Annotated in this window: 19 protein-coding genes; 7 read left to right on the top strand and 12 right to left on the bottom strand. The window is 37.3% G+C overall.

What is annotated here, in order from left to right:
* Positions 1–75 precede the first annotated feature (75 nt).
* Complete coding sequence (locus tag CD003_RS14240) at positions 76–1,146, bottom strand: TRAP transporter substrate-binding protein (RefSeq protein ID WP_096201745.1); 1,071 nt, start codon at positions 1,144–1,146, stop codon at positions 76–78.
* A gap of 265 nt (positions 1,147–1,411) precedes the next feature.
* Between CD003_RS14240 and CD003_RS14245 the strand changes: the two genes are divergently transcribed.
* Positions 1,412–2,287 (top strand): LysR family transcriptional regulator, encoded by an 876-nt coding sequence (locus CD003_RS14245; RefSeq protein WP_096201746.1) that lies wholly within the window; start codon positions 1,412–1,414, stop codon positions 2,285–2,287.
* Between the two features lie 392 nt (positions 2,288–2,679).
* Positions 2,680–4,896 (top strand): catalase/peroxidase HPI, encoded by a 2,217-nt coding sequence (gene katG, locus CD003_RS14250; RefSeq protein WP_096201747.1) that lies wholly within the window; start codon positions 2,680–2,682, stop codon positions 4,894–4,896.
* A gap of 434 nt (positions 4,897–5,330) precedes the next feature.
* Here katG and CD003_RS14255 read toward each other — a convergent pair whose 3' ends face one another.
* From CD003_RS14255 to rlmD, 4 genes are all read right to left on the bottom strand, one after another.
* Positions 5,331–6,584: an erythromycin esterase family protein gene (locus CD003_RS14255; protein WP_096201748.1), complete on the bottom strand. Its 1,254-nt coding sequence runs from the start codon at positions 6,582–6,584 to the stop codon at positions 5,331–5,333.
* Between the two features lie 334 nt (positions 6,585–6,918).
* On the bottom strand, positions 6,919–7,881 hold the full coding sequence (locus CD003_RS14260; protein WP_096202360.1) for a tRNA dihydrouridine synthase: 963 nt from the start codon (positions 7,879–7,881) through the stop codon (positions 6,919–6,921).
* Between the two features lie 358 nt (positions 7,882–8,239).
* Positions 8,240–8,383: a hypothetical protein gene (locus tag CD003_RS22340; protein WP_257008320.1), complete on the bottom strand. Its 144-nt coding sequence runs from the start codon at positions 8,381–8,383 to the stop codon at positions 8,240–8,242.
* A 114-nt stretch (positions 8,384–8,497) separates the two neighbouring features.
* Positions 8,498–9,913 carry a 23S rRNA (uracil(1939)-C(5))-methyltransferase RlmD gene (gene rlmD / locus CD003_RS14270; protein WP_096201749.1) on the bottom strand — a complete coding sequence of 472 codons (1,416 nt, stop codon included), beginning with the start codon at positions 9,911–9,913 and terminating at the stop codon, positions 8,498–8,500.
* Between the two features lie 134 nt (positions 9,914–10,047).
* Between rlmD and CD003_RS14275 the strand changes: the two genes are divergently transcribed.
* On the top strand, positions 10,048–10,410 hold the full coding sequence (locus tag CD003_RS14275; RefSeq protein ID WP_096201750.1) for a GAF domain-containing protein: 363 nt from the start codon (positions 10,048–10,050) through the stop codon (positions 10,408–10,410).
* Between the two features lie 60 nt (positions 10,411–10,470).
* Here CD003_RS14275 and pdaA read toward each other — a convergent pair whose 3' ends face one another.
* Positions 10,471–11,286 (bottom strand): delta-lactam-biosynthetic de-N-acetylase, encoded by an 816-nt coding sequence (gene pdaA, locus CD003_RS14280; RefSeq protein ID WP_096201751.1) that lies wholly within the window; start codon positions 11,284–11,286, stop codon positions 10,471–10,473.
* Positions 11,287–11,395: 109 nt separating this feature from the next.
* A complete protein-coding gene (locus CD003_RS14285) occupies positions 11,396–11,989 on the bottom strand; it encodes a hypothetical protein (protein ID WP_142302875.1) in 594 nt (197 codons plus the stop codon).
* Positions 11,990–12,173: 184 nt separating this feature from the next.
* Between CD003_RS14285 and CD003_RS14290 the strand changes: the two genes are divergently transcribed.
* Positions 12,174–13,553, top strand: a complete 1,380-nt coding sequence (locus tag CD003_RS14290) for a voltage-gated chloride channel family protein (protein ID WP_096201753.1) — start codon at positions 12,174–12,176, stop codon at positions 13,551–13,553.
* A 96-nt stretch (positions 13,554–13,649) separates the two neighbouring features.
* On the opposite strand, the gene CD003_RS14295 is transcribed toward CD003_RS14290, so the two are convergent.
* The 3 genes from CD003_RS14295 to CD003_RS14305 form a co-directional block, all read right to left on the bottom strand.
* Positions 13,650–15,173, bottom strand: coding sequence for a fumarate hydratase (locus CD003_RS14295; protein WP_306453962.1), 1,524 nt, complete (start codon positions 15,171–15,173; stop codon positions 13,650–13,652).
* A gap of 156 nt (positions 15,174–15,329) precedes the next feature.
* Positions 15,330–15,965 (bottom strand): histidine phosphatase family protein, encoded by a 636-nt coding sequence (locus CD003_RS14300; RefSeq protein WP_096201755.1) that lies wholly within the window; start codon positions 15,963–15,965, stop codon positions 15,330–15,332.
* A gap of 14 nt (positions 15,966–15,979) precedes the next feature.
* Positions 15,980–16,168: an SE1561 family protein gene (locus CD003_RS14305; RefSeq protein ID WP_096201756.1), complete on the bottom strand. Its 189-nt coding sequence runs from the start codon at positions 16,166–16,168 to the stop codon at positions 15,980–15,982.
* 285 nt (positions 16,169–16,453) lie between these two features.
* Here CD003_RS14305 and yfkAB point away from each other — a divergent pair, with 285 nt between their 5' ends.
* A complete protein-coding gene (gene yfkAB / locus CD003_RS14310; protein WP_257008321.1) occupies positions 16,454–17,572 on the top strand; it encodes a radical SAM/CxCxxxxC motif protein YfkAB in 1,119 nt (372 codons plus the stop codon).
* 54 nt (positions 17,573–17,626) lie between these two features.
* Here the strand turns inward: yfkAB and CD003_RS14315 are convergent, their stop codons facing one another.
* The gene (locus CD003_RS14315) at positions 17,627–18,430 is read right to left on the bottom strand and encodes a YfkD famly protein (RefSeq protein ID WP_096201757.1); all 804 of its coding nucleotides are present in this window, start codon (positions 18,428–18,430) and stop codon (positions 17,627–17,629) included.
* A 170-nt stretch (positions 18,431–18,600) separates the two neighbouring features.
* On the opposite strand from CD003_RS14315, the gene proC reads away from it, so the two are divergent.
* Positions 18,601–19,419, top strand: coding sequence for a pyrroline-5-carboxylate reductase (proC, locus tag CD003_RS14320; RefSeq protein WP_096201758.1), 819 nt, complete (start codon positions 18,601–18,603; stop codon positions 19,417–19,419).
* 23 nt (positions 19,420–19,442) lie between these two features.
* Here proC and CD003_RS14325 read toward each other — a convergent pair whose 3' ends face one another.
* Positions 19,443–20,063 (bottom strand): YczE/YyaS/YitT family protein, encoded by a 621-nt coding sequence (locus CD003_RS14325; protein WP_096201759.1) that lies wholly within the window; start codon positions 20,061–20,063, stop codon positions 19,443–19,445.
* A gap of 173 nt (positions 20,064–20,236) precedes the next feature.
* Here CD003_RS14325 and CD003_RS14330 point away from each other — a divergent pair, with 173 nt between their 5' ends.
* Positions 20,237–20,845, top strand: coding sequence for a DUF421 domain-containing protein (locus tag CD003_RS14330; protein WP_096201760.1), 609 nt, complete (start codon positions 20,237–20,239; stop codon positions 20,843–20,845).
* Positions 20,846–20,877 lie beyond the last annotated feature (32 nt).

A 20,877-nucleotide genomic window follows, 5' to 3' on the forward strand; every position in this document is an offset into this window, starting at 1 on the left:
AAAGGGTTGTGCCTAGTTAGCACGACCCTTTAGTTACTATGTGAAGAAAGTTTCTCATCCAACACATTTTTTCATTTAGTTGTTTTTAATTTCTAACGCACGGTCATACATTTCTTGAGCTGGTACACCTTGTGCTTCCATATCTGCAATCCACCCATCAATAATCGGTTGGAAAGCTTCTTCCCAAGCAGCTAACTTTTCACCTTCTAGCTCAATGAATTCAACGCCACTTCCAATTCCAGCTTCATATCCTTTTTCAATTCCTCCGTCAAATACTCTTCCAGCATGCATGGACATTTCTAATTGTGTTAAATTATCTAGAATTTCTCTATCAGAATCTGAAAGACTATTGTAAACATCTGTGTTTATAGTAGCAAAGAAAGGTGTTGCAGAGAAGTTCCCCATTGTTACATATTTTACAACCTCATGGAAGCTGTAATCTGCAAGTTGAGAAGATGGAACCATAGCTGCGTCAACTGCTCCTCTTTCTAATGCTTCAAATACTTCACCCATAGGCATTGTTACCGGTGTTGCCCCTAATGCTTCTAACATTTGAGCTCCTGCTGGTGAAGGTGTACGTACACGTAAACCTCTTAAATCTTCAGGTGTTTCAATTTTTTTGTTAGGACTTAAAAGTTGAGCCGGTTCAGCAGTGAATAAGAATAATGGAGTTGTTTCACCATGCTCTTCTTTTAACACGTCAAACTCTTCATATAATGTCCAGAAAATTTCTCCACCCTTTTCAGCAGATTGTACTAAGAAAGGTAAATCAATAATTGTTGAAATCGGAAACCTACCAGCTGAATAAGCATGTACACTCAGTGCAATATCAGCTTCACCAGTTACTGCCATATCATAATGTGCACCTGGTGCACCTAATTGGTTGTTATCGTAAATATCTGCAGTAATTCTTCCATTTGTTTGTTCACTTAATTCTTCAGCAAACGGTACTAGTACGCCCGTATGAATATCATGATTAGCCGGTAAAAAGTGCGAAATCATCAAGTTATGAGATTGTCCTTCATCTCCAGCCCCATTACTATCACTACCGTTATCGTTACTTGTTTCTGTTGAACCACATGCAGTAACAATTAGTAATAGAAAAGACAACGTTAAAGATAATACTAAATACTTTTTACTACTCATTTTTTACCTACCCCTTTTTATCTATCTGTATAAAAATTCTGACTACGTAGAATAATATATCATTTGTCGAATTATATTAAAAATATTTAAAATATTTGTTTTCTATACGAAAAAAGTATATGTTAGTATTAATCTAGGAAGAAGAGCTTAGTTTTAACAGATTTTATCTAGCATCTCCTTCTTTAATAAGTAAAAAAAGTAGAAATTAGACACTTATTAATATAACAATACATTCTTTTTTTACTTTTTCGGGAGGTTCTATTCTATGGATATTCGACAATTACGTTATTTTTCTGCAATAGCTGAAGAAGGTCAAATTACACGAGCAGCAAAAAAGCTTCATATCGCGCAACCTCCACTCAGTGCCCAGCTGAAATCATTAGAGCAAGAATTAGGTGTACTATTAGTTGAAAGAAATGGTAGAAATATAGTGTTAACAGAAGCTGGTAACAAATTGTATCAGAAGGCGAAGAGTATACTACAGCAAATGGATGAAACGATTTTAGAAATTAAGGAAATAGATGAAGGTTTAAAAGGAACACTGACAATCGGTTCTGTGAAGTCAGCTTTTTCATATATACCGAAAAGAATGCGATTGTTCCGTGAAGAGCACCCTTTTGTAAAATTTCATTTAAAAGAAGGAGATTCTTCTCGTTTAGCTGAGGAAATTATTAATAGGGAGATAGAGCTTGCGATCGTAAGACTTCCCCTTAATATGAATACATTTAATTACTTATTATTACCAACAGACACTTTCGTTCTAGCAGTTCCTGAAGAATGGAATTTACCTAGTACAATAAAAATGAAAGACATCTCTGAGATTCCGCTCATGTTATTACATCGAGTAAGTGGGACTGGACTTTATGAACTTGTTTTAGAAGAATGCAAAAAACATCAGGTTGAGCCAAATATTATTTGTGAATGCCCAGATGCAGCTATGCTACTATCTTTAGTTAAGGCGCGAGTAGGTGCTTCTTTACTACCAAAATCAACAATTCATACCTTGCCTCTAAATGGCATAAAACTAATAGATATTGAGGATACTAATTTAAAAACAGAAGCTGCTGTAATTTGGTTAAAAGATCGCTACTTAACAAAAAATGCTACACGTTTCCTTGAAACATTTAGAAACGTAGATTAATTCATACATGTGGGATGCGTTTCTCCTATTATAATACTTATTCATTTGCTTTACTTCTTTTCTATTATTCATTTTCAATAAGAACATCTACCCTATCTTCTTTGTTCTATCCATTAATATATGTTTATAAATATAGGTATAAGATATACTCATGACTTCATTTGTTAAGGAGGCTACATTGGACTAGTTTACTATCATCTTTAAACATAATTATTTACTCTATGAAAATTAGTAAATAATGTTTTAATTCTCAAGTCTTTTTTCTTTCAATTTAAGTACTAGTTTATTATAATTACAATATAATAATAATTATTGTTTTATAGTTTGTAAGTTTCTTACGCCTTAAGGCAAAATTATTTTCTACTTACCTTACACTGAAAGGGGAATTTAATATGGATACTAAAAACAATTCAAACGCTGGAGGCTGCCCGTTTAGTCACGGAGCCGCAACTAGTAACCAATCTAGTGGTACGACAAATAAAGACTGGTGGCCAAATCAGTTAAACTTAAATATTTTACATCAGCATGATAGAAAATCTAACCCTATGGGAGAAGACTTTGATTATACGGAAGAGTTTACTAAATTAGATTACGATGCACTTAAGCAGGACCTTCACGATTTAATGACAGATAGTCAAGACTGGTGGCCTGCTGATTACGGTCATTATGGTCCATTCTTTATCCGTATGGCATGGCATGCAGCAGGTACTTATCGTACAGGTGACGGCCGTGGTGGCGGTGGAACTGGTGCACAACGCTTTGCTCCACTTAATAGTTGGCCTGACAATGGTAACCTTGATAAAGCTCGTAGACTACTTTGGCCGATTAAGCAAAAGTATGGAAACAAAATTTCTTGGGCTGACTTACTCCTTCTAACAGGAAATGTTGCGATTGAATCAATGGGTGGCAAGACAGTTGGTTTCGGCGGAGGACGCGCAGACATTTGGCACCCTGAAGAGGACATCTACTGGGGTAATGAAACTGAATGGTTAGATGATAAACGTTATTCTGGCGATCGTGAACTTGAAAATCCACTTGCAGCTGTTCAAATGGGTCTTATCTATGTTAATCCAGAAGGCCCTAACGGTAATCCTGATCCCCTTGCAAGTGCAAAAGATATTCGCGAAACGTTTGCCCGTATGGGAATGAATGATGAAGAAACAGTTGCACTAACTGCAGGTGGGCATACTTTCGGTAAGGCTCATGGTGCAGGAGATGCTGCTCATGTTGGTCCAGAACCAGAAGCTGCTCCTCTTGAAGCACAAGGCTTCGGTTGGGAAAGCACACACGGTAGCGGTAAAGGCCGTGACACAATCACTAGCGGAATTGAAGGAGCTTGGACTGCTAACCCGACACAATGGGATAATGGTTACTTTGATTTATTGTTTGGATATCAATGGTGGCTTACAAAGAGTCCAGCAGGTGCCTATCAGTGGCTTGCAGTAAATCCTGATGAAAAAGATCTTGCACCCGATGCAGAAGATCCATCCGTTCGTGTTCCGACTATGATGACGACAGCGGATATGGCATTACGTTATGACCCGGAATACGAAAAGATTTCTCGACGTTTCCATGAGAACCCAGAGGAGTTTAAAGATGTATTTGCTCGTGCATGGTTCAAACTATTACATCGTGACATGGGTCCTCGTGAAAGATATCTAGGGCCAGAAGTTCCAGAAGAAGATTTTATCTGGCAAGATCCTATACCAACTGTTGATTATGTATTATCAGATGCAGAAGCAAATGAGCTTAAAGAAAAAATCTTAAACTCAGGACTTTCTGTCAGCGAGTTAGTGTCTACTGCTTGGGCTTCTGCTAGTACGTTCCGTGGTTCAGATATGCGTGGTGGTGCGAATGGTGCCCGCATCCGTCTTGCTCCACAAAAGGACTGGGAAGTTAATCAGCCGGATCAACTTTCAAAAGTACTCACTGTACTAGAAGATATTCAAAAATCTCTAGATAAGAAAGTAAGCTTGGCTGACTTAATTGTTCTAGGAGGTAGTGCCGCAGTTGAAAAAGCAGCACTTGACGCAGGCTTTGATGTAACTGTTCCATTTGCTCCTGGACGTGGGGATGCTACTCAAGAACAAACTGATGCAGAAAGCTTTGACGTACTAGAACCTGTCGCTGATGGATTCCGCAACTATCAGAAAAAGCAGTATAGTGTAAGTGCAGAAGAACTACTAGTAGACAAGGCACAACTACTAAACCTTACTGCACCAGAAATGACTGCACTTATTGGTGGTATGCGTGTTCTAGGTACTAACTACGGTGATACACAACACGGTGTATTCACAGAACGTGTAGGCACACTTTCTAATGACTTCTTTGTTAACTTGCTTGATATGGGTATAGCTTGGAAGCCTGTAGACGCTAACGTTTACGAAGGACGTGACCGTAAGACTGGAGAAGTCGTGCGAACGGCAACTAGAGTTGACCTAGTGTTCGGTTCAAACTCCGTACTACGTGCGCTTGCAGAGGTTTATGCTCAAGACGATAACAAAGGTAAATTTGTAAGTGACTTTATCGCTGCCTGGGTTAAGGTAATGAACGCAGACCGCTTCGCCCTTACTTCTGACCTTAAAAAATCTCAACTAACAGGTAATTAATTGTACGAGGTAACCGCCATCATATTGATGGCGGTTTTTCTTTCAATAATATAAAAAAGAAGTCCATTAATGAGCCGACTGAAAAAGTGTGAACTTCACTTTTCCAATCGGTTTTAAGTAATGTGCGGAACCGTTGCCTCTTTTAAAAAGCCTGCTATGAGTTAAACCGACTCATAGCAGGCTTGCAACGTGTGGAGCCATTACTTCTTCTTGAATACTCTACCTTGGACTTTTTCAATGCTCTCCATTAATTGAACTCCTTTTCGGTAATTAGTAAATTCACTTCAAGCATTCTTCCAATTTATTTTATATTCACTTTTATTACAAAATCAAAAAGTTAATGAACTGTCATTAGATTTATTATCTCAAAAGGGATCAAGAATAATAAAAGCTTAAGATAATAAGGATTTTCCTTATTATCTCAAGCTATAAAATCAATCCGAAAATTTTAATGGTGATAATGCTTTTGTTTCATCAATAAACACAAAAGCATTGTAACGCTCAGACATTTGTGAAGGAACATAGTTACCATAATGTTCAAATTCAGGATGATAAATAACCCCAATCGCTCTATGCCCAATCGTTTCATTAAACTCACCTTTGTTATCTTGATCAAACAGCAGGATACAGTTTCCATTGTTGGCTTTATGAAGGTAAGCTTCAAAGCTTTCATCATGAGCTTCAGGAACGGTCATTATTTCATAGGAATGCCCCCATTTTGTTGAAGCTATGACCGTTCCTTGGTAAGTACCAAACCCAATCGCATAAACCTTATTTTCTCCAAACTTTTCTCTAGATAGTTGTCCTACATTCACAAGCCCTTCCTTATTCATATCGGTTGCCCTAGCATCACCGATATGTGTATTATGTTCCCATACAACACCTTTGGCTTTTTCACCATAGTAGTTAGAGATATATTTTAGGACCTCTACCATATGGTGATCACGTATATTCCAGGATTCATTATCATTGGTAATCATAGTGTGATAATAGTGCTCAGCATTAGATGTAACGAGAGTATTTACCGCTAAATTTAATGAATCTTCATCATTATATTGAACCCGGTTATGTAGTACGGATTGTAATAGCTTTGAAACTTCCTCCATACAATCCTCCCCATAGAGAGCTGCCGATAGACCGTATTGTTCTGGCTTCCGGTGAAAAGGCTCAAAGCACTCAAAGGCGGCTTTAGCTTTATCCAGTATAGGGGATTCTGTTTGTTCTAAGTGCTGAATGACTGTTTCCATAGACTCCCAAAGACTATAAACATCGATACCGTAAAAACCAACTTTTACTTTCTGGGTCTGGTTATACGATTTAAGCCATTCAATCAGTTCTATCATTTCGGTATTAGCCCACATCCAGGAAGGCCAACGGTTGAAACTAGTTTGTAATAACTCTTTTGCACTGGAGTATGAGTTTTCATACCCCTTAATATAACAGTTTACCTCAAAGCACGCAGGCCAATCACCTTCAACAGCAATAAAATTGAACCCCTTTTCCTGAATCAGTATTTTTGTTAGTTCAGCTCGTGTTGTATAAAACTCACTAGTCCCATGAGTTGCTTCTCCTAATAATGCATAATTAACTTCCCCCACAGCTTCGATAAGTGGGCGTATATGATTATTTTCCTCATAGGGCAATGAGTACTTTTTTATATTTTCTATTAAATTTTTTGTTATGAACATGGTCATCCTCCTAATAAAACTAACCACTTAATTTTTGATTGATAATTTTAATTTCTCCAAGGAGTAATAGAATTATGACCTTTGGTTCCAGGAAAAAACGTGTTGTTTTTTTAAAAAACGGGGAAAAGAGCGGAGAAAATGTAACTTGGGAAACATTTATTTATTTACTTTCTTGTTTATACTAATGTTTCCGTAGTTTGCATAGCTGCAAGTTCTTAGTCTTGTTCCCACCCTTTGACGACCAGCTTTGAATAAAATAAGTACACATAAGTTGATGCGATTCATTTTTTCTCTAACTTTTTGAGAGTTACATCATTTCACTGTCCTCATCGCATCAACATTCTTTTTCAAAGTTATCAAGCAATGCACGCACTTCATCTGTTGATTTAGTGTTCATCAATTGATTTCTTAATTGACCAGCTCCATGAAATCCTTTGACATAAATTTTGAAAAAGCGATGAAGTCCAGTGATTGAACGTGGCAGTACTTCCGCATATTGGTCTTGAAGATCAAGCTGCAGTCTTAATAAATCAAGGTATTCTTTGCTGCTATGCTCTTGGGGATCTTTTTCAAAAGCAAACGGATTTTTAAAAATACCTCGCCCGATCATAACGCCATCAATACCATATTGTTCAGCTAGTTGCAGCCCAGTTTGACGGTCAGGAATGTCTCCATTGATTGTTAACAGTGTATTGGGTGCAATACGATCACGTAATTCTTTAATTTGTGGAATTAGCTCCCAATGCGCATCTACTTGGCTCATTTCCTTTCTTGTACGTAAATGAATAGAAAGGTTCGCAATATCCTGTTTTAAAATATGCGTTAACCACTCCTCCCACTCATTTACATCCGTAAAGCCAAGTCGTGTTTTCACGCTGACAGGCAGTCCTCCTGCTTTTGCTGCTTGAATAAGTTCTGCCGCAACGTCTGGAAGCAGAATAAGGCCACTACCCTTCCCTCTCGATGCCACATTCGGTACAGGGCAGCCCATATTAATATCTATGCCTTTAAATCCTAGCTCTGCCATACCAATACTCATTTGACGGAAATGTTCAGGATTATCTCCCCAAATATGTGCCACCATTGGCTGTTCATCCTCTGTAAAAGTCAAACGACCACGCACGCTTTCCATACCCTCTGGATGACAATAGCTATCCGAGTTCGTAAACTCTGTGAAAAATACATCAGGTCGACCGGCTGCACTTACTACGTGGCGAAAAACAACATCTGTTACATCTTCCATGGGTGCAAGTACAAAAAATGGTCGTGGTAATTCACGCCAAAAATTATCTATCATTTCAAACTCAAATCCTCTCATCATGGATAAATCTCCTAAATCTTAGTTAAAAAGGTAAAGTCAAATATTACTTCTTTTACACTTATATTATGCTTAATAATTTATTATCAAACACAACTACATTTGGACATTTATATCTTTTGAAAATCAGCAATATTTATTTTAACGAAGGTGGGGCTTGAATGGTACTTTTATACACAAAAAGCAGGTGGTATAGATCTTTCTATATCAACTGCATTTCTATTATACCAACTCCAACCGAGCTAAACACTCTACGTGTCCCGTATACAAAACATTACCTTCTAACCCTTAGATTCTGGATAAAAAAGCTCTTTACGTAGAGTCACATCCCGATGTTTCAATGATTCTCCCATAAAACGCAACCAAATTCGTCATCTGCCATAACACCATGTGTTTTACGGACAATAGCCCAGCGATTATAGCTATTTAAACCAAGGGATGCGAGTAATTCATCCGCATTCACTCTTGTTTCTGGAAACACACGCCACTTAAGCCCTTTTTCTAATTCTATTTTCGTAATATCGGTAACTAGTTTATTAAGTTACTTCCTTATTTGAAAAAGAGCCCGAACGGGGCTCTTTTTCAAATAAATCAATTAGTTCTCAAGTTCGATCAACGCGACATTTTCTATGTGAGCCGTATGTGGAAACATATCCACCGGCTGTACATACTTCACCTTAAATCCTGCTTTCATCAACTGCTCACAGTCCTTTGCAAGTGTCGAAGGGTTACAGGAAACGTATACTAGTCGTTTGGGTTTTGCTTGGATAATTGATTTTAATAGCTTGTCGTCGCATCCTGTTCTTGGCGGGTCGACTACGATTACATCTGGTTTCCAGCCTTCTTCATTTATCCACTTTGGTAGCAACTTTTCTGCTTTTCCTACTACATAAGAAGCGTGTTCGAAGCCATGTCTTTTAGCATTTTTCTCTGCGTCTTCAATTGATTCAGCAATGACGTCCATTCCTCTGATTTCTGCTGCTTGTGGTGCAAGCCATAGACCAATTGTTCCAACTCCACAGTAAGCGTCTACTACTTTTTCTGTTCCTGTTAACTGAGCAGCTTTTTTCACTTCATCATAGAGCTTGACCGTCTGTACTGGATTAAGCTGAAAAAACGCTCGTGCCGAGAGCTCAAACGATAAATCACCTAACGTTTCTTGAATAACCTCTGCTCCGTGAAGGTGGATCGTTTCGTTTCCGAAAATGAGGGATGTTTTTTCTCCGTTTACATTTTGGAGAATCGATGTAACTTCAGGAATCCGTTTTTTTAGTTCTGCCACTAGTAGTTCTTTTCGAGGGATTTCCTCTTGGGATGTTACTAGCACTAATTGAATTTCTCCTGTTGCAAAAGCAACTCTTGTCACAATCGTTCGGATTAATCCTCTTCGTCTTCGTTCGTTATATATCGATAGGTTTAAATCCTCTAATATAGTCTTTACCTTTTGTGTAACTTGGTTCGTATTCGGATGTTGAATTGAACAGTCTGATATGTCCACTAACTTATGCGAATTAAGACCATATAATCCAGCTAATACCTTCTCTTTATTCTTACCTACTTGAAGCTGGCTTTTGTTTCGATAATGCCATGGTTCTTCCATTCCTATTGTTTGTTTTAACGGAAACTTGTCCCCTTTTAGTGAGGAGTGGCGTTCAAATGCTTGCTGTACAATGTCCTTCTTTTCCCTTAATTGTGCTTCGTAGCTCATATGCTGTAATTGACAGCCACCGCATTGTTCATAGACTGGACAGGTAGGCTTTATTCGGTCAGGTGATTTCTTTCGTATTTTGTTGATCTTTGCTTCAGCAAACTTCGGGTTTACCTTTGTTACTTCTGCTACTACTTCCTCATTCGGTAGTGCCCCTGGTACGAAGACAACCTGTCTTTTGAAGTAGCCAACTCCCTCACCGTTGATACCGAGCCTCTTAATTGTCAGTGGAAACTTCTGCCCGATTTCCATCTTTATTGTTTGATTTTCCTTATTTTGATGCCTATTATTCGACCTTTTCATGTCTTCAACTCCGTACAATTGGTTTACCTGACTATTATAGCATGATGCTATCTCAAATTCCTAAACTTACTAGCTCAATAAGGCGTTGCAATCTGCTAAAATAATAACAGTAAGAAAAGCGAAGGAGAGATTTTATGTCGATACCAACAGATGTTGCTTCATTACAAATTATGGCCCAAGTTTTCAAGAAGGAGAACACTCAATCTATTTTTGATAAAACAGTTGAAAGTCTAGTAGCTGAAGTTCCGTACATAGACTGGGTTGGGATTTACCTTTTAGAGGAATCAGATAGTAAGTTAGTTGCTGCTTCTGATTTTGATAAAGATTTACAGTGGGAGTGTAATGGGGAGTTAAAGTTCCCAATTACCAATTCAGTTGACGAACAAATTGGATTAATGGTTGTTAGAAGTAAGCAACCAATTGCATTTGATGTAACTGACGTTAGTACGTTGGAAACAATCTCAAAGGCGATTGGCGAACAAAGCTTTGCAAACTAATCGTTAGATAATATAGAGGTTGTTCCAAAGGCGTAGATTGCCCCTTGGAACTGCCTCTTTTTATTTATCCTCTTCAGAAAGACCATTCACAAAGTCTCCTACCATTAACTCATCAAGGCTTTTAAATACATACCCTTGCTTACGGCATTCATCGATGACTCTTCCAAGAGCCTCAGCATTATCCCTTGATACTGAATGAAGGAGCATAACTGCACCGGGGTGAATACGCTTCATAATTTGGTCATAAGCATAGTTGGCACCCTTCTGTTTATCTACTTCCCAATCCTTATAAGCCATAGACCAAAAAACATTTGTGTATCCAAGCTTTCTTGATAAGGCAAGAGACTTATCACTAAAAGTCCCTCTTGGCGGTCTTAAGTAATTCATTTCCTTAACGCCAGTTAACTCTGTGAACTCATTCTTTAAGTTATTCAATTCTCTCTTGAGACGGTCATCATCTACTGCTGGAAGACTTGGATGATGATACGAATGATTGCCGACGATATGACCTTCGTTTACCATACGCATCACTAAGTCTTGCTCAGTACTTAAGAAATGTCCTGTTATAAAAAAGGCTCCAGCAACCTTTTTCTCCTTTAATACATCTAATACTTGATTTGTATAGCCATTTTCATAACCATTATCAAATGTTAGGTATAACTCTTTTTTATTTATATCACCAATGAAAACCCCATTATGCTTATTAAGCAATTCTAAATAATGCGGCTCTGTTGTAACTGGTTTATTATCTTTTTCCGGCTTATAATTCCAGCTATATTCTTTAGTCTCATATGCTGCCTCTACGCCCTGCATTGATACTAGTGTTGTAACGAATACAACAATAAAAGCCATCAAAATAAAACGATATTTTCCCATGCATTTCAAACTCCCTTACTCATTATTTGAGATTGGTTTCTACCCATAGTTAAAACATGATTTTATTTATAGTCTTTCAAAAAAGATGGGAAATATCCTACATTTTCAATTAGAAAAATAAACCATCGTGGCTTTCTAAATAAGTCGTAACAATCGGCGTAGCAATAATTTTTGTTAATAACTCTTTATCTACCTTTTCCCGGTTTATGTCTATTATGTCACCATGAAAATTGCTAAAACGCTCTAACGCTTCTGTTGGGATACCGCCAATGCGTATAAAAAGTAGAAAATCATTATTTCTGTCTGTTACTGTTACTTCTCCTACTGTAGTTGCATTTACAACTGCAATCAGTTCGTCATCTTTTCCATAGATGTGGAGCATATTTTTCGTCCAAGATTTTTCTCGCTTGTAATAAGACAACAATGTACCATGACTATCAAAGACTCCAAAGCCTTTTTTTATTCCTCCGTGCTTTGAAATTATATAATGTTCATCTCCAATTACAAAATCAAACTGCTGTGGAAGAACATTAGCTACATGAACAAGGTTATAAAGAAGCCTCGTTAGCATTTGGCCAAATGTTATCTGTTCTCGTCCTCGTGCAAGTATCTCACCCTTGAGAGAATAATATGTATAGGTCTGCTTAATCCCAGGCTTTCGCCCAAACATCACACGGCGCTCATTATATATTGATTCCTCCATCCTTTTAATCCTCTCCTTTATTGTTCTAATTCTATAGTTCCCAAAGATTTTTTCCAATTTTCTATCTGTATCCATTACACATCCTCTAAGCCACATACCATCTTAAATTTCCAGTACTTACAAATCATCTTAAAACTGATTGAAACAAACACTTAAGAAAACAAACTATTGAGGGATTGGGTACATGAATAATTTTAAAGAAACAAATGACAGTGAACATTGGTTCTTACAATCCAGTGTAAAGTTAAAGTACAAGACATTTTTATTAATACTTTCTAGATGGATTTTATGGGGAAGTATTATCGGTTTAGTTATAGGCTCTACTACTGCTTTTCTATTAACAACAAACGATTTTCTCGGTGAGGTACGAGAGGACAATTTATGGCTAATTTGTTTTCTTCCTCTAGGGGGTATCGTCATAGGTTACATATATATGAATTACGGTAAAAACTCTGGATATGACTCTGCTAAAGGAAATAATCTCGTTATTGAAGGGGTTCATAATAAAGCTAAAGTTTTACGGAGAATGGGTCCTATCGTCTATTTAGGGACGTTTATTACAGTCTTATTTGGTGGGTCTACAGGAAGAGAAGGGGCCGCAATCCAAATGGGAGGCAGTGTAGCGGAGGCAGTGAACCGATTCTTTAAAGTAAATATATTCGATAAGAAAATTTTACTAATGAGTGGTATAAGTGCTGGTTTTGGAGCAGCATTTGGTACACCGATTACTGGGGCTATTTTTGGAATGGAAATGTCCGCATTAGGTAAAATGAAATACGAAGCATTTGTCCCCTGTCTTGTATCAAGTTTTGTCGGTCATTATATTGCTACAGTAGCATGGGGAATTGAACATGAAGAGTTTATTCTACAGACAGTACCAGAGCTATCCTTACTTGTGTTTATAAAAGTAATCATTTTATCCATTATTTTTAGTCTTGTAAGTGTTTTATATTGTCAATTAAGACACGGTATTCAAAGGGTTTCTGAAAAATATTCTAACAAGAATCATATGTTAAGAGCCTTTGTTGGAGGAATTATCATTGTCGCATTAACTTTTATCATAGGTTCCACAGAATATAATGGTCGTAGTTTAGATATGCTTGAACATTCCTTTTCAGAAAATGTCCCCCCCTTTGCTTTTCTAGCCAAACTCGTATTAACAGCAGTTACACTAGGTACAGGATTTGTCGGTGGGGAAGCCATTCCTCTGTTTTTCATTGGAGCAACTTTAGGTAATACTTTATACAATACAATATTTGATTTACCTTTGTCTTTTCTTGCTGCATTAGGACTTATTGCTATATTTTGTGGTGGTGCTAATACTCCAATAGCTGCCTTTCTGTTAAGTGTTGAAATGTTTGATGGAAAAGGGATTGAATATTTCTTCGTTGCATGTCTAGTTAGTTATATCATTTCAGGGCATCATGGACTATGGCCTGCTCAGACAATCTATGAGCCAAAAAGCAGGTTATATAATATAGCGAATGAAGAAACCATTGGAAACGTTGAAAAGAAGAAAGCATTAAGAAATCTTGTTTATCCCACTCCTATAAAAAAACGCTAGGGGCTTTAACAGAGGCCGCTGAAAAAGTGAAAATCACACTTTTTCAGCGGCCTTAATTTAACACCCTAGCGTTTATTCATTCACATTTAACTATAATTAAAATACACGCTCTTTGAATTGCTCAAGCTTTTCAAGAGATGATTTATCTACGTCAGCATGAAGGCTGTTTCCGTGAGAGTCCATTGTTACAATCGCAGCGAATCCTTCTACTTTTAGGTGCCACATTGCTTCTGGAATACCGAATTCCATTAGGTCTACTCCTTCTACCTTCTTAATACAGTCAGCATAGTACTGAGCTGCTCCACCTATAGCGTTTAGGTACACTCCACCATGCTCTTCAAGAGCTTTAAGTGTTTTTGGACCCATTCCACCTTTACCGATAACAGCGCGGATACCAAACTTCTTCATAACATCACCTTGATAAGGCTCCTCACGAATACTTGTTGTTGGTCCCGCTGCTTTCACGTGCCATTCACCTTGCTCATCTTTCAGCATAACTGGTCCACAGTGATAGATGATTTGGCCATTAAGGTCGATTGGAGCATCATGGTCCATTAAATGATGGTGAATAGCATCACGACCTGTATGCATCATACCGTTAATAATAACAACGTCTCCTACTCTAAGGTCCCGAATTTGCTCTTCTGTTACAGGAGCTTCTAATACAACTTCACGAGAACCTTCACTACTTGCTGCTACTTCCGCTTCTGTTTCTTTACTAGCTACATTTAAGTCAACATCTTCTCCATCTTGGTATAACCATTCTGTCACTGCACCCGTTTCTGGGTTAATCTTCACTCCAAGACGACGGTATGCCCAGCAATTATATGCTACTGATACAAAGAAGCTTGCGGGAAGACGGTTCATAACACCAATTTTACAGCCAAGTAGAGTCGCTTCTCCACCAAAGCCCATTGTACCGATTCCTAATTTATCAGCGTTATCCATTACATAATCTTCAAGCTTACGTAAGTCTTCAATCGGATTAACGTCTTCAGTGGTACGGAATAATTGTTCTTTTGCTAGTGCTGAACTTGATGTACGATCTCCACCAATACCTACACCAATGAAACCTGCACTACAGCCTTGACCTTGTGCTTGGTATACAGAGTGCATGATACATTTACGAATACCATCAAGATCACGTCCTGCACGACCAAGCCCCTCTAACTCAGCTGGTAAACTATATTGGATATTTTTATTTTCACAACCTCCACCTTTTAAGATAAGGCGAGCGTCAATATAATCTTCTTCCCATTGTTCAAAATAAATCGCAGGTGTACCAGGTCCTAAGTTGTTTCCACTGTTTTCACCAGTTAATGAATCAACTGAGTTTGGACGTAATTTTCCATCCTTTGTTGCTTGTTCCATAGCTTCATAGATTGCTTTCTTCATTTCGATTTGATTCACGCCAACTGGTACTTTGAATTTAAATGTTGGCATACCTGTATCTTGACAGATTGGTGAAACATTTGTATCTGCCATTGTAATATTATCTGTAATCGTTGAAAGCGCTAATGCAGAACGTGTCCCTGCATTTTCTTTTGCCTTTGCTTTAACAATTGCACGACGAACATCTTTTGGTAGATTAGTAGATGTTTCAACGATCAGCTTGTACATACTCTCTCTTAAATTTTCCACTTCTCCCAACTCCCTTTTTTATAATAAAAAACCGGATAGTAAATATACACAATCTCTATTATATCGTTTGTCAAAACATTTCGAAAGAGCTTTTGAAAACGTAACCAGAAAATCTATTACCAATTGGTGTGGTTATTACATACTATATAAATTTTGTATGTCCATTTTCCCTTCTAAATGAGTACAGTTATTTATGTAATGAATGATTGGCTTTCTAGTAGGCTGCCACTCTATCAATGTCATACTCGTATTATCAATTTTAAATGGACGGTGATGTCGATACCATTCGTCCCCTAGCATTATATACATTAATAGAATACTAATTAATCCTCCATGTGAAACAATTGCGACCTCTTGTCCTTGATGCTTCGAAAGCAGCTCAACGAGTATGTCTCTACAACGATATGTAATTTCTTCTATTGTTTCCGTACCTTGTACCCCAGATGTTAATATCGATGTTGCCTTCGTTTCTGGAAAGGCAACATGAATCTCATCTTTCGTTTTTCCCTCTAAAGGTCCTAACTTAATTTCTCTAATTTTACTCCACTTTTTTACTTCGGTAGATTGAAGGTCTGTAATTGAAACTGCTGTTTCATACGCTCTCGTTAAATCACTACTATAAATGGCATCAAAAGTGGTAGTTGAAAGGTAACTACCAACTAATTGAGCCTGCTTCTTTCCAGTCGGAGAAAGTTCAAAGTCCTGCCAACCTTGAATTTTGCCAAGACGGTTCCCCATTGATTCACCATGTCTTATGATATAGAGCTTCATGGTTCGTTCTCTCCCTACTCTGATTTACGACCTTCAAATTCTTTACACTTACCTTCTAATTCATCAAGCATTTCAATCATACGATCAATATCTTCAAGTTCAACTACTTCTGGATCAATCGCATCTAAAACATCGCCTAACATTTTCAAGCGTGTGTTCAAATATTTTATTTGGTCATCTTTATTATGAATTGGCTTACCCATGGTCTTGCTCCCTTCAGTTCATCCTTATTATTAGTAGTTCAATTCTAACATACCTTTTTTATTTCTTATTTAAAAATGCACACGTTTCTGAAAGAAAGTTCGTTCAATGTCCTCTTACGATTATTAACGAAATATTGCTCTAATATATCTACAATTTTTTCCTTATTCAAAACCATCCATTCTAACCTTCCATTATTTCCCTTACTATGAATCTCTTTTTCTTATGTTTAAATTACGATATGATTAAGAATAGTACTTCGATTAGACAAAAGGAGTTAACCTATTTTGATTAAGAATAAACAATTACCAATTACCCCTTCTCATGACCCTTGGGAAGCCTATATGGATATAAATGAATATGGTGAACTTCAGCTTTCCAATATTGAATTTACCACAACAACTCTTTGTAATATGAGGTGTGAGCATTGCGCAGTTGGTTATACCCTTCAAACGAAGGATCCTGAACCATTGCCTCTAGAGCTATTCATTAAACGCTTAGAAGAAATTCCTCATTTACGTGCATTAAGTATTACAGGGGGCGAGCCTATGTTATCTATGAAATCTATAGACAACTATGTCGTTCCATTATTGAAATATGCACATGAGCGAGGGATACGAACACAGATTAATTCAAACCTTACAGTAGAACTTGAAAGATACGCGAAGATTACCCCATATTTAGACGTTCTACATATCTCCCATAACTATGGAAGTGTAGATGATTTCTCTGAAATTGGTTTTGCGGTGATGGATAAGAAGCCAACTTTTGAGCAAAGAGCGAAATACTTTGAGAGAATGGTGGAAAACGCGAAAACACTTACAAGTGAAGGAATCATCATCTCTGCTGAAACGATGTTGAATAAGCGTACCCTTCCACACTTAGAACGTATACATGAACAGATTGTTGAAATGGGTTGTCAACGCCATGAGGTGCACCCTATGTACCCTAGTGATTTCGCAAGTCAACTAGAAGTTGCATCCCTGGAAGAGATTCGCTCAGGTATCGATCGTTTATTAAAATGTAGAAATGAAGATGTTTGGATGCTATTTGGTACACTTCCTTTTTATCCATGCAGTGATAACGAGGAAGATTTACAGCTATTCCAACGTCTATTGGATGCAAAGAATGTGACAGTTAGAAACGATCCAGATGGTCGCTCTAGACTAAACGTGAATATTTTTGATGGAGAAATCATCGTGACTGACTTTGGTGATACTCCACCACTCGGGAACGTTCAAGACACATCACTGATGACAGCTTATAAACGATGGATTGAATCTCCAATCGCTAAAGAATTAAGTTGTCATTGTCCTTCTGTAACTTGCTTAGGACCAAACATTCTTGTAAAAAATGCGTACTATCCTGAAATCGATTTTAAAAAACGTACATCTAAACTAAAATAACTGTGAGGGTGCCCCAAAAGGTATAGTTTCACCTTTTGGGGCACCCTCCTTTTACTAGCGAGGCTGGTTAGCAGATAAGAATCTAAATGACATATAATCCTGAACAGGAATCCATGCACCAATTCCTTGCTGTGTCACATTCTTAACTTCTAGATGTTGCTTACCACCTTTTATTGTAATATACACTTCTCCGTACGTAACTTTTCCTTTTTCGTTCGCAGCAGGTACATACCCATATAAGTAGCCTACATTTTTTGGAGCTACATTATATGAGTGGTCTTTTTTCGTTCCATGACCGATGATTGTTTCAAAGCCTAATGGAAGTCCGGTATTTTCAGCAGCTTTGATCATCATCATCTTTTTTACTGCTTCACTATTAGGAACTTTCGCTGTTAAATCACCAGATACTTTCTTTTGCTGTTCTTGAGTGTATTTAAGCTTTTGAGCACTATTTCCACCACGATTGTCAATATAGTTTGTATTCACCTTTTGATACTCCCAATTAACATTCGTTTCAGTTGAATCATAAGACAGAGGCCATTCGCCTAAATAAATAGATGCTTTAAAACCAAGAGCTAATTTTGAATTGCCGATGCTTGATTCATTAAGCAATCGAATAAGTTCAGGATTCTCAATTTTCACTTCAGATTCAGATAAAAGCTCCTCAGCTAAATCACTTGGTTTTAAATGCGGCAAGTCTTGGGTTGGGTTATGATACGTATTTTCCTTTGAGATATTTAATACATAGTCAGGAATCTTTGATCCCTTTTTCTCTTCTTTAGCATCCTCTTCAGCCAGTGTATGTAATGGCAAAAGAGTCAAAAACAATGCAAGCATAATAACGGACAACTTCTTCATGTTAATGCCTCCCTAAGTTCTGATTGTACATAATGTTATAGTTATGAGTAGTTTTTTCGAACTTTAGGGAAATTATCCGTATGTTTCACTTTCAAGAATGATTCTTTTTTGTTACGGTAATGATTAGTTGAATGAGGAATTAAATTTTGGATTATGAAAGGATGTAAAGCATGAACAAACAACGAATCTTATTTATAGGAGCAGGAAGAATGGCCGAGGCTATTTTTTCAGGCTTACTTAAAAACAAGACCAATATAGACAATATCATAATTTCAAATCAAAGTGACGAGCAACGCCTAATTGACATGAAAGGGAAATACGATGTAGACACTACTAGCGATTGGAAATCAGCAATCAATCATTCTGATGTTGTTGTGCTAGCTTGCCCACCTTCTGCACATGAAAGTGTTTTAAATGAAATGAAGTCTCTTGTGACTAATCAATTTATCATTACGGTAGCGGCAGGAATGGGTACAGAACGTCTAGAAGCTGCATTACCTGATGGAACCCCAGTTGCATGGGTCATGCCAAATACATCAGCTGAAATAGGAGAATCTATGTCTATCTATACTTATGGTCAACATGCTACAAACGAACACCGACAAATTCTCGAAATGATTCTTTCTTCTATTGGTACATATGAAGAGTGTAAAGAAGAGCAAGTCCATCTTTTAACAGCTATTACAGGTAGTGCACCGGCGTTTTTATATTCATTCTGTGAAGCGTTAGAAGCTGTGGCAGTTGAATACGGTATGACTGAAGAAAAGGCAAGAACACTAGTCTCGCAAATGGTATATGGTAGTGGCTCAATGCTAAAGAATGGTGGTAATCCATCAGTACTTCGTGAACAAGTCACTTCACCTGGTGGAGCAACTGCTGCTGGACTAGAGCAACTTAAAAATGGCAACTTTAATCAGCTGATAGTTGAAGCTGTTAAAGCAACAAATGCCCGTGCAAAGGAATTAGGAAAGGGAAGTTCAGAAGGTTAATCAACCTTTTGAACTTCCCTTTATCATTTGATCGTTATTACCTTACCTTCCACAAGATGTTCTATCTTTGGAAAGAAGAATTGAATTAATGGTCCAATGAGCAATGTAACTATGATCGTACCTATCCCAATCGGCCCTCCTACAAAGAAAGCTAAGACAAGGGCAACAAGTTCAGCCGTTGTTTTTGCGACCATTAATTTGAAACCAAAAAGCTTTTGAAGCGTAAACATAAACCCGTCAATTGGAATAACAGCAAATTTCCCTTGAAGATATGTCGCAATTCCAAGTCCCATTGTAACGACACCAATAAGTAAAATCGCTAGCTGAATCGCAAAACCCTCAAATCCAACATCTCGAAAAACAAACAAAAGCCAAAAATCAATGAAATAACCTAATAGAACAACTGTAATGATAGCCAAAAAGTCCGGCCTTGCTTTTTGTAGTATCGCATTGACAATAATAAGTATGATACCAACCAGGATAACCCAATTACCGACTGTCAACCCAGTAATACTAGCTAAACCAACACTTAGCGCATCCCAAGCACCTGTACCGAGCTGAGAAACGATTGTGAGTGTTATTCCTATAGCGAGAATAAATAAACCTAAAAGGTAACTTATTCCCCTTCTTATTTTAAGTTCCATTTATTAATAACTCCTTTAGCATAAACCATTTCTAAAAAAGGACAATCTCATTATATTATGGTGTAATTCTTTATAGAACATGTAAAAACATATTACTTTCCAAATCATTTTGAATATTTTTCTAATAAATTTGGAAATGTAAGACTTGAGAGAATGATAAGGAGGGATATGATTTGGACCTACACTTTATTTGGAAGGCAATTTTAATTGTGTTTGTTGGTATCACAATTTTGCGAATTGGAGGTAGGAAGTCAATTTCTCAATTAACTGTCTCTCAAACAGTTATCATGATTTCAATCGGGAATTTAATGATTCAGCCTGTTAGTAATCGGAATATATGGGTCACTTTTTTAATAGGCTTATTACTTGTACTTACACTAATATTTATTGAGTTTCTTCAATTAAAGTTTGATAAAGTTGAGAACTTTATGACCGGTAAATCAAATATTGTTATTGAAAATGGAAAAATAAACGTTGAAAATTTAAAAAAGATGAGACTAACAGTTGATCAACTGGAAGTACGTCTTCGTCAAGAGAATGTGCAGAGCATTCTCCATGTGAAATGGGCTACTATTGAACCTAGTGGACAGCTAGGGCTCATTTTATCAGAACCACAACAACCTGCTACTAAACAAGACATCCAAACACTAATTAATTATGTCCATATGAAAATTCCAGCTGGTGCCAAGCCTCCATCGATCGTCCAGCCCTCACAAGAAGATTTATTTATCGAAGTCCAACAGAAAAAAGACGCAAAACCTCATAAGGAATTTCTAGAATAAAAAAGTGTGTTTGAAAATGGAACGAACCTCTT

This window comes from Bacillus sp. FJAT-45350 (assembly GCF_002335805.1).
Lineage (GTDB): Bacteria > Bacillota > Bacilli > Bacillales > NISU01 > FJAT-45350.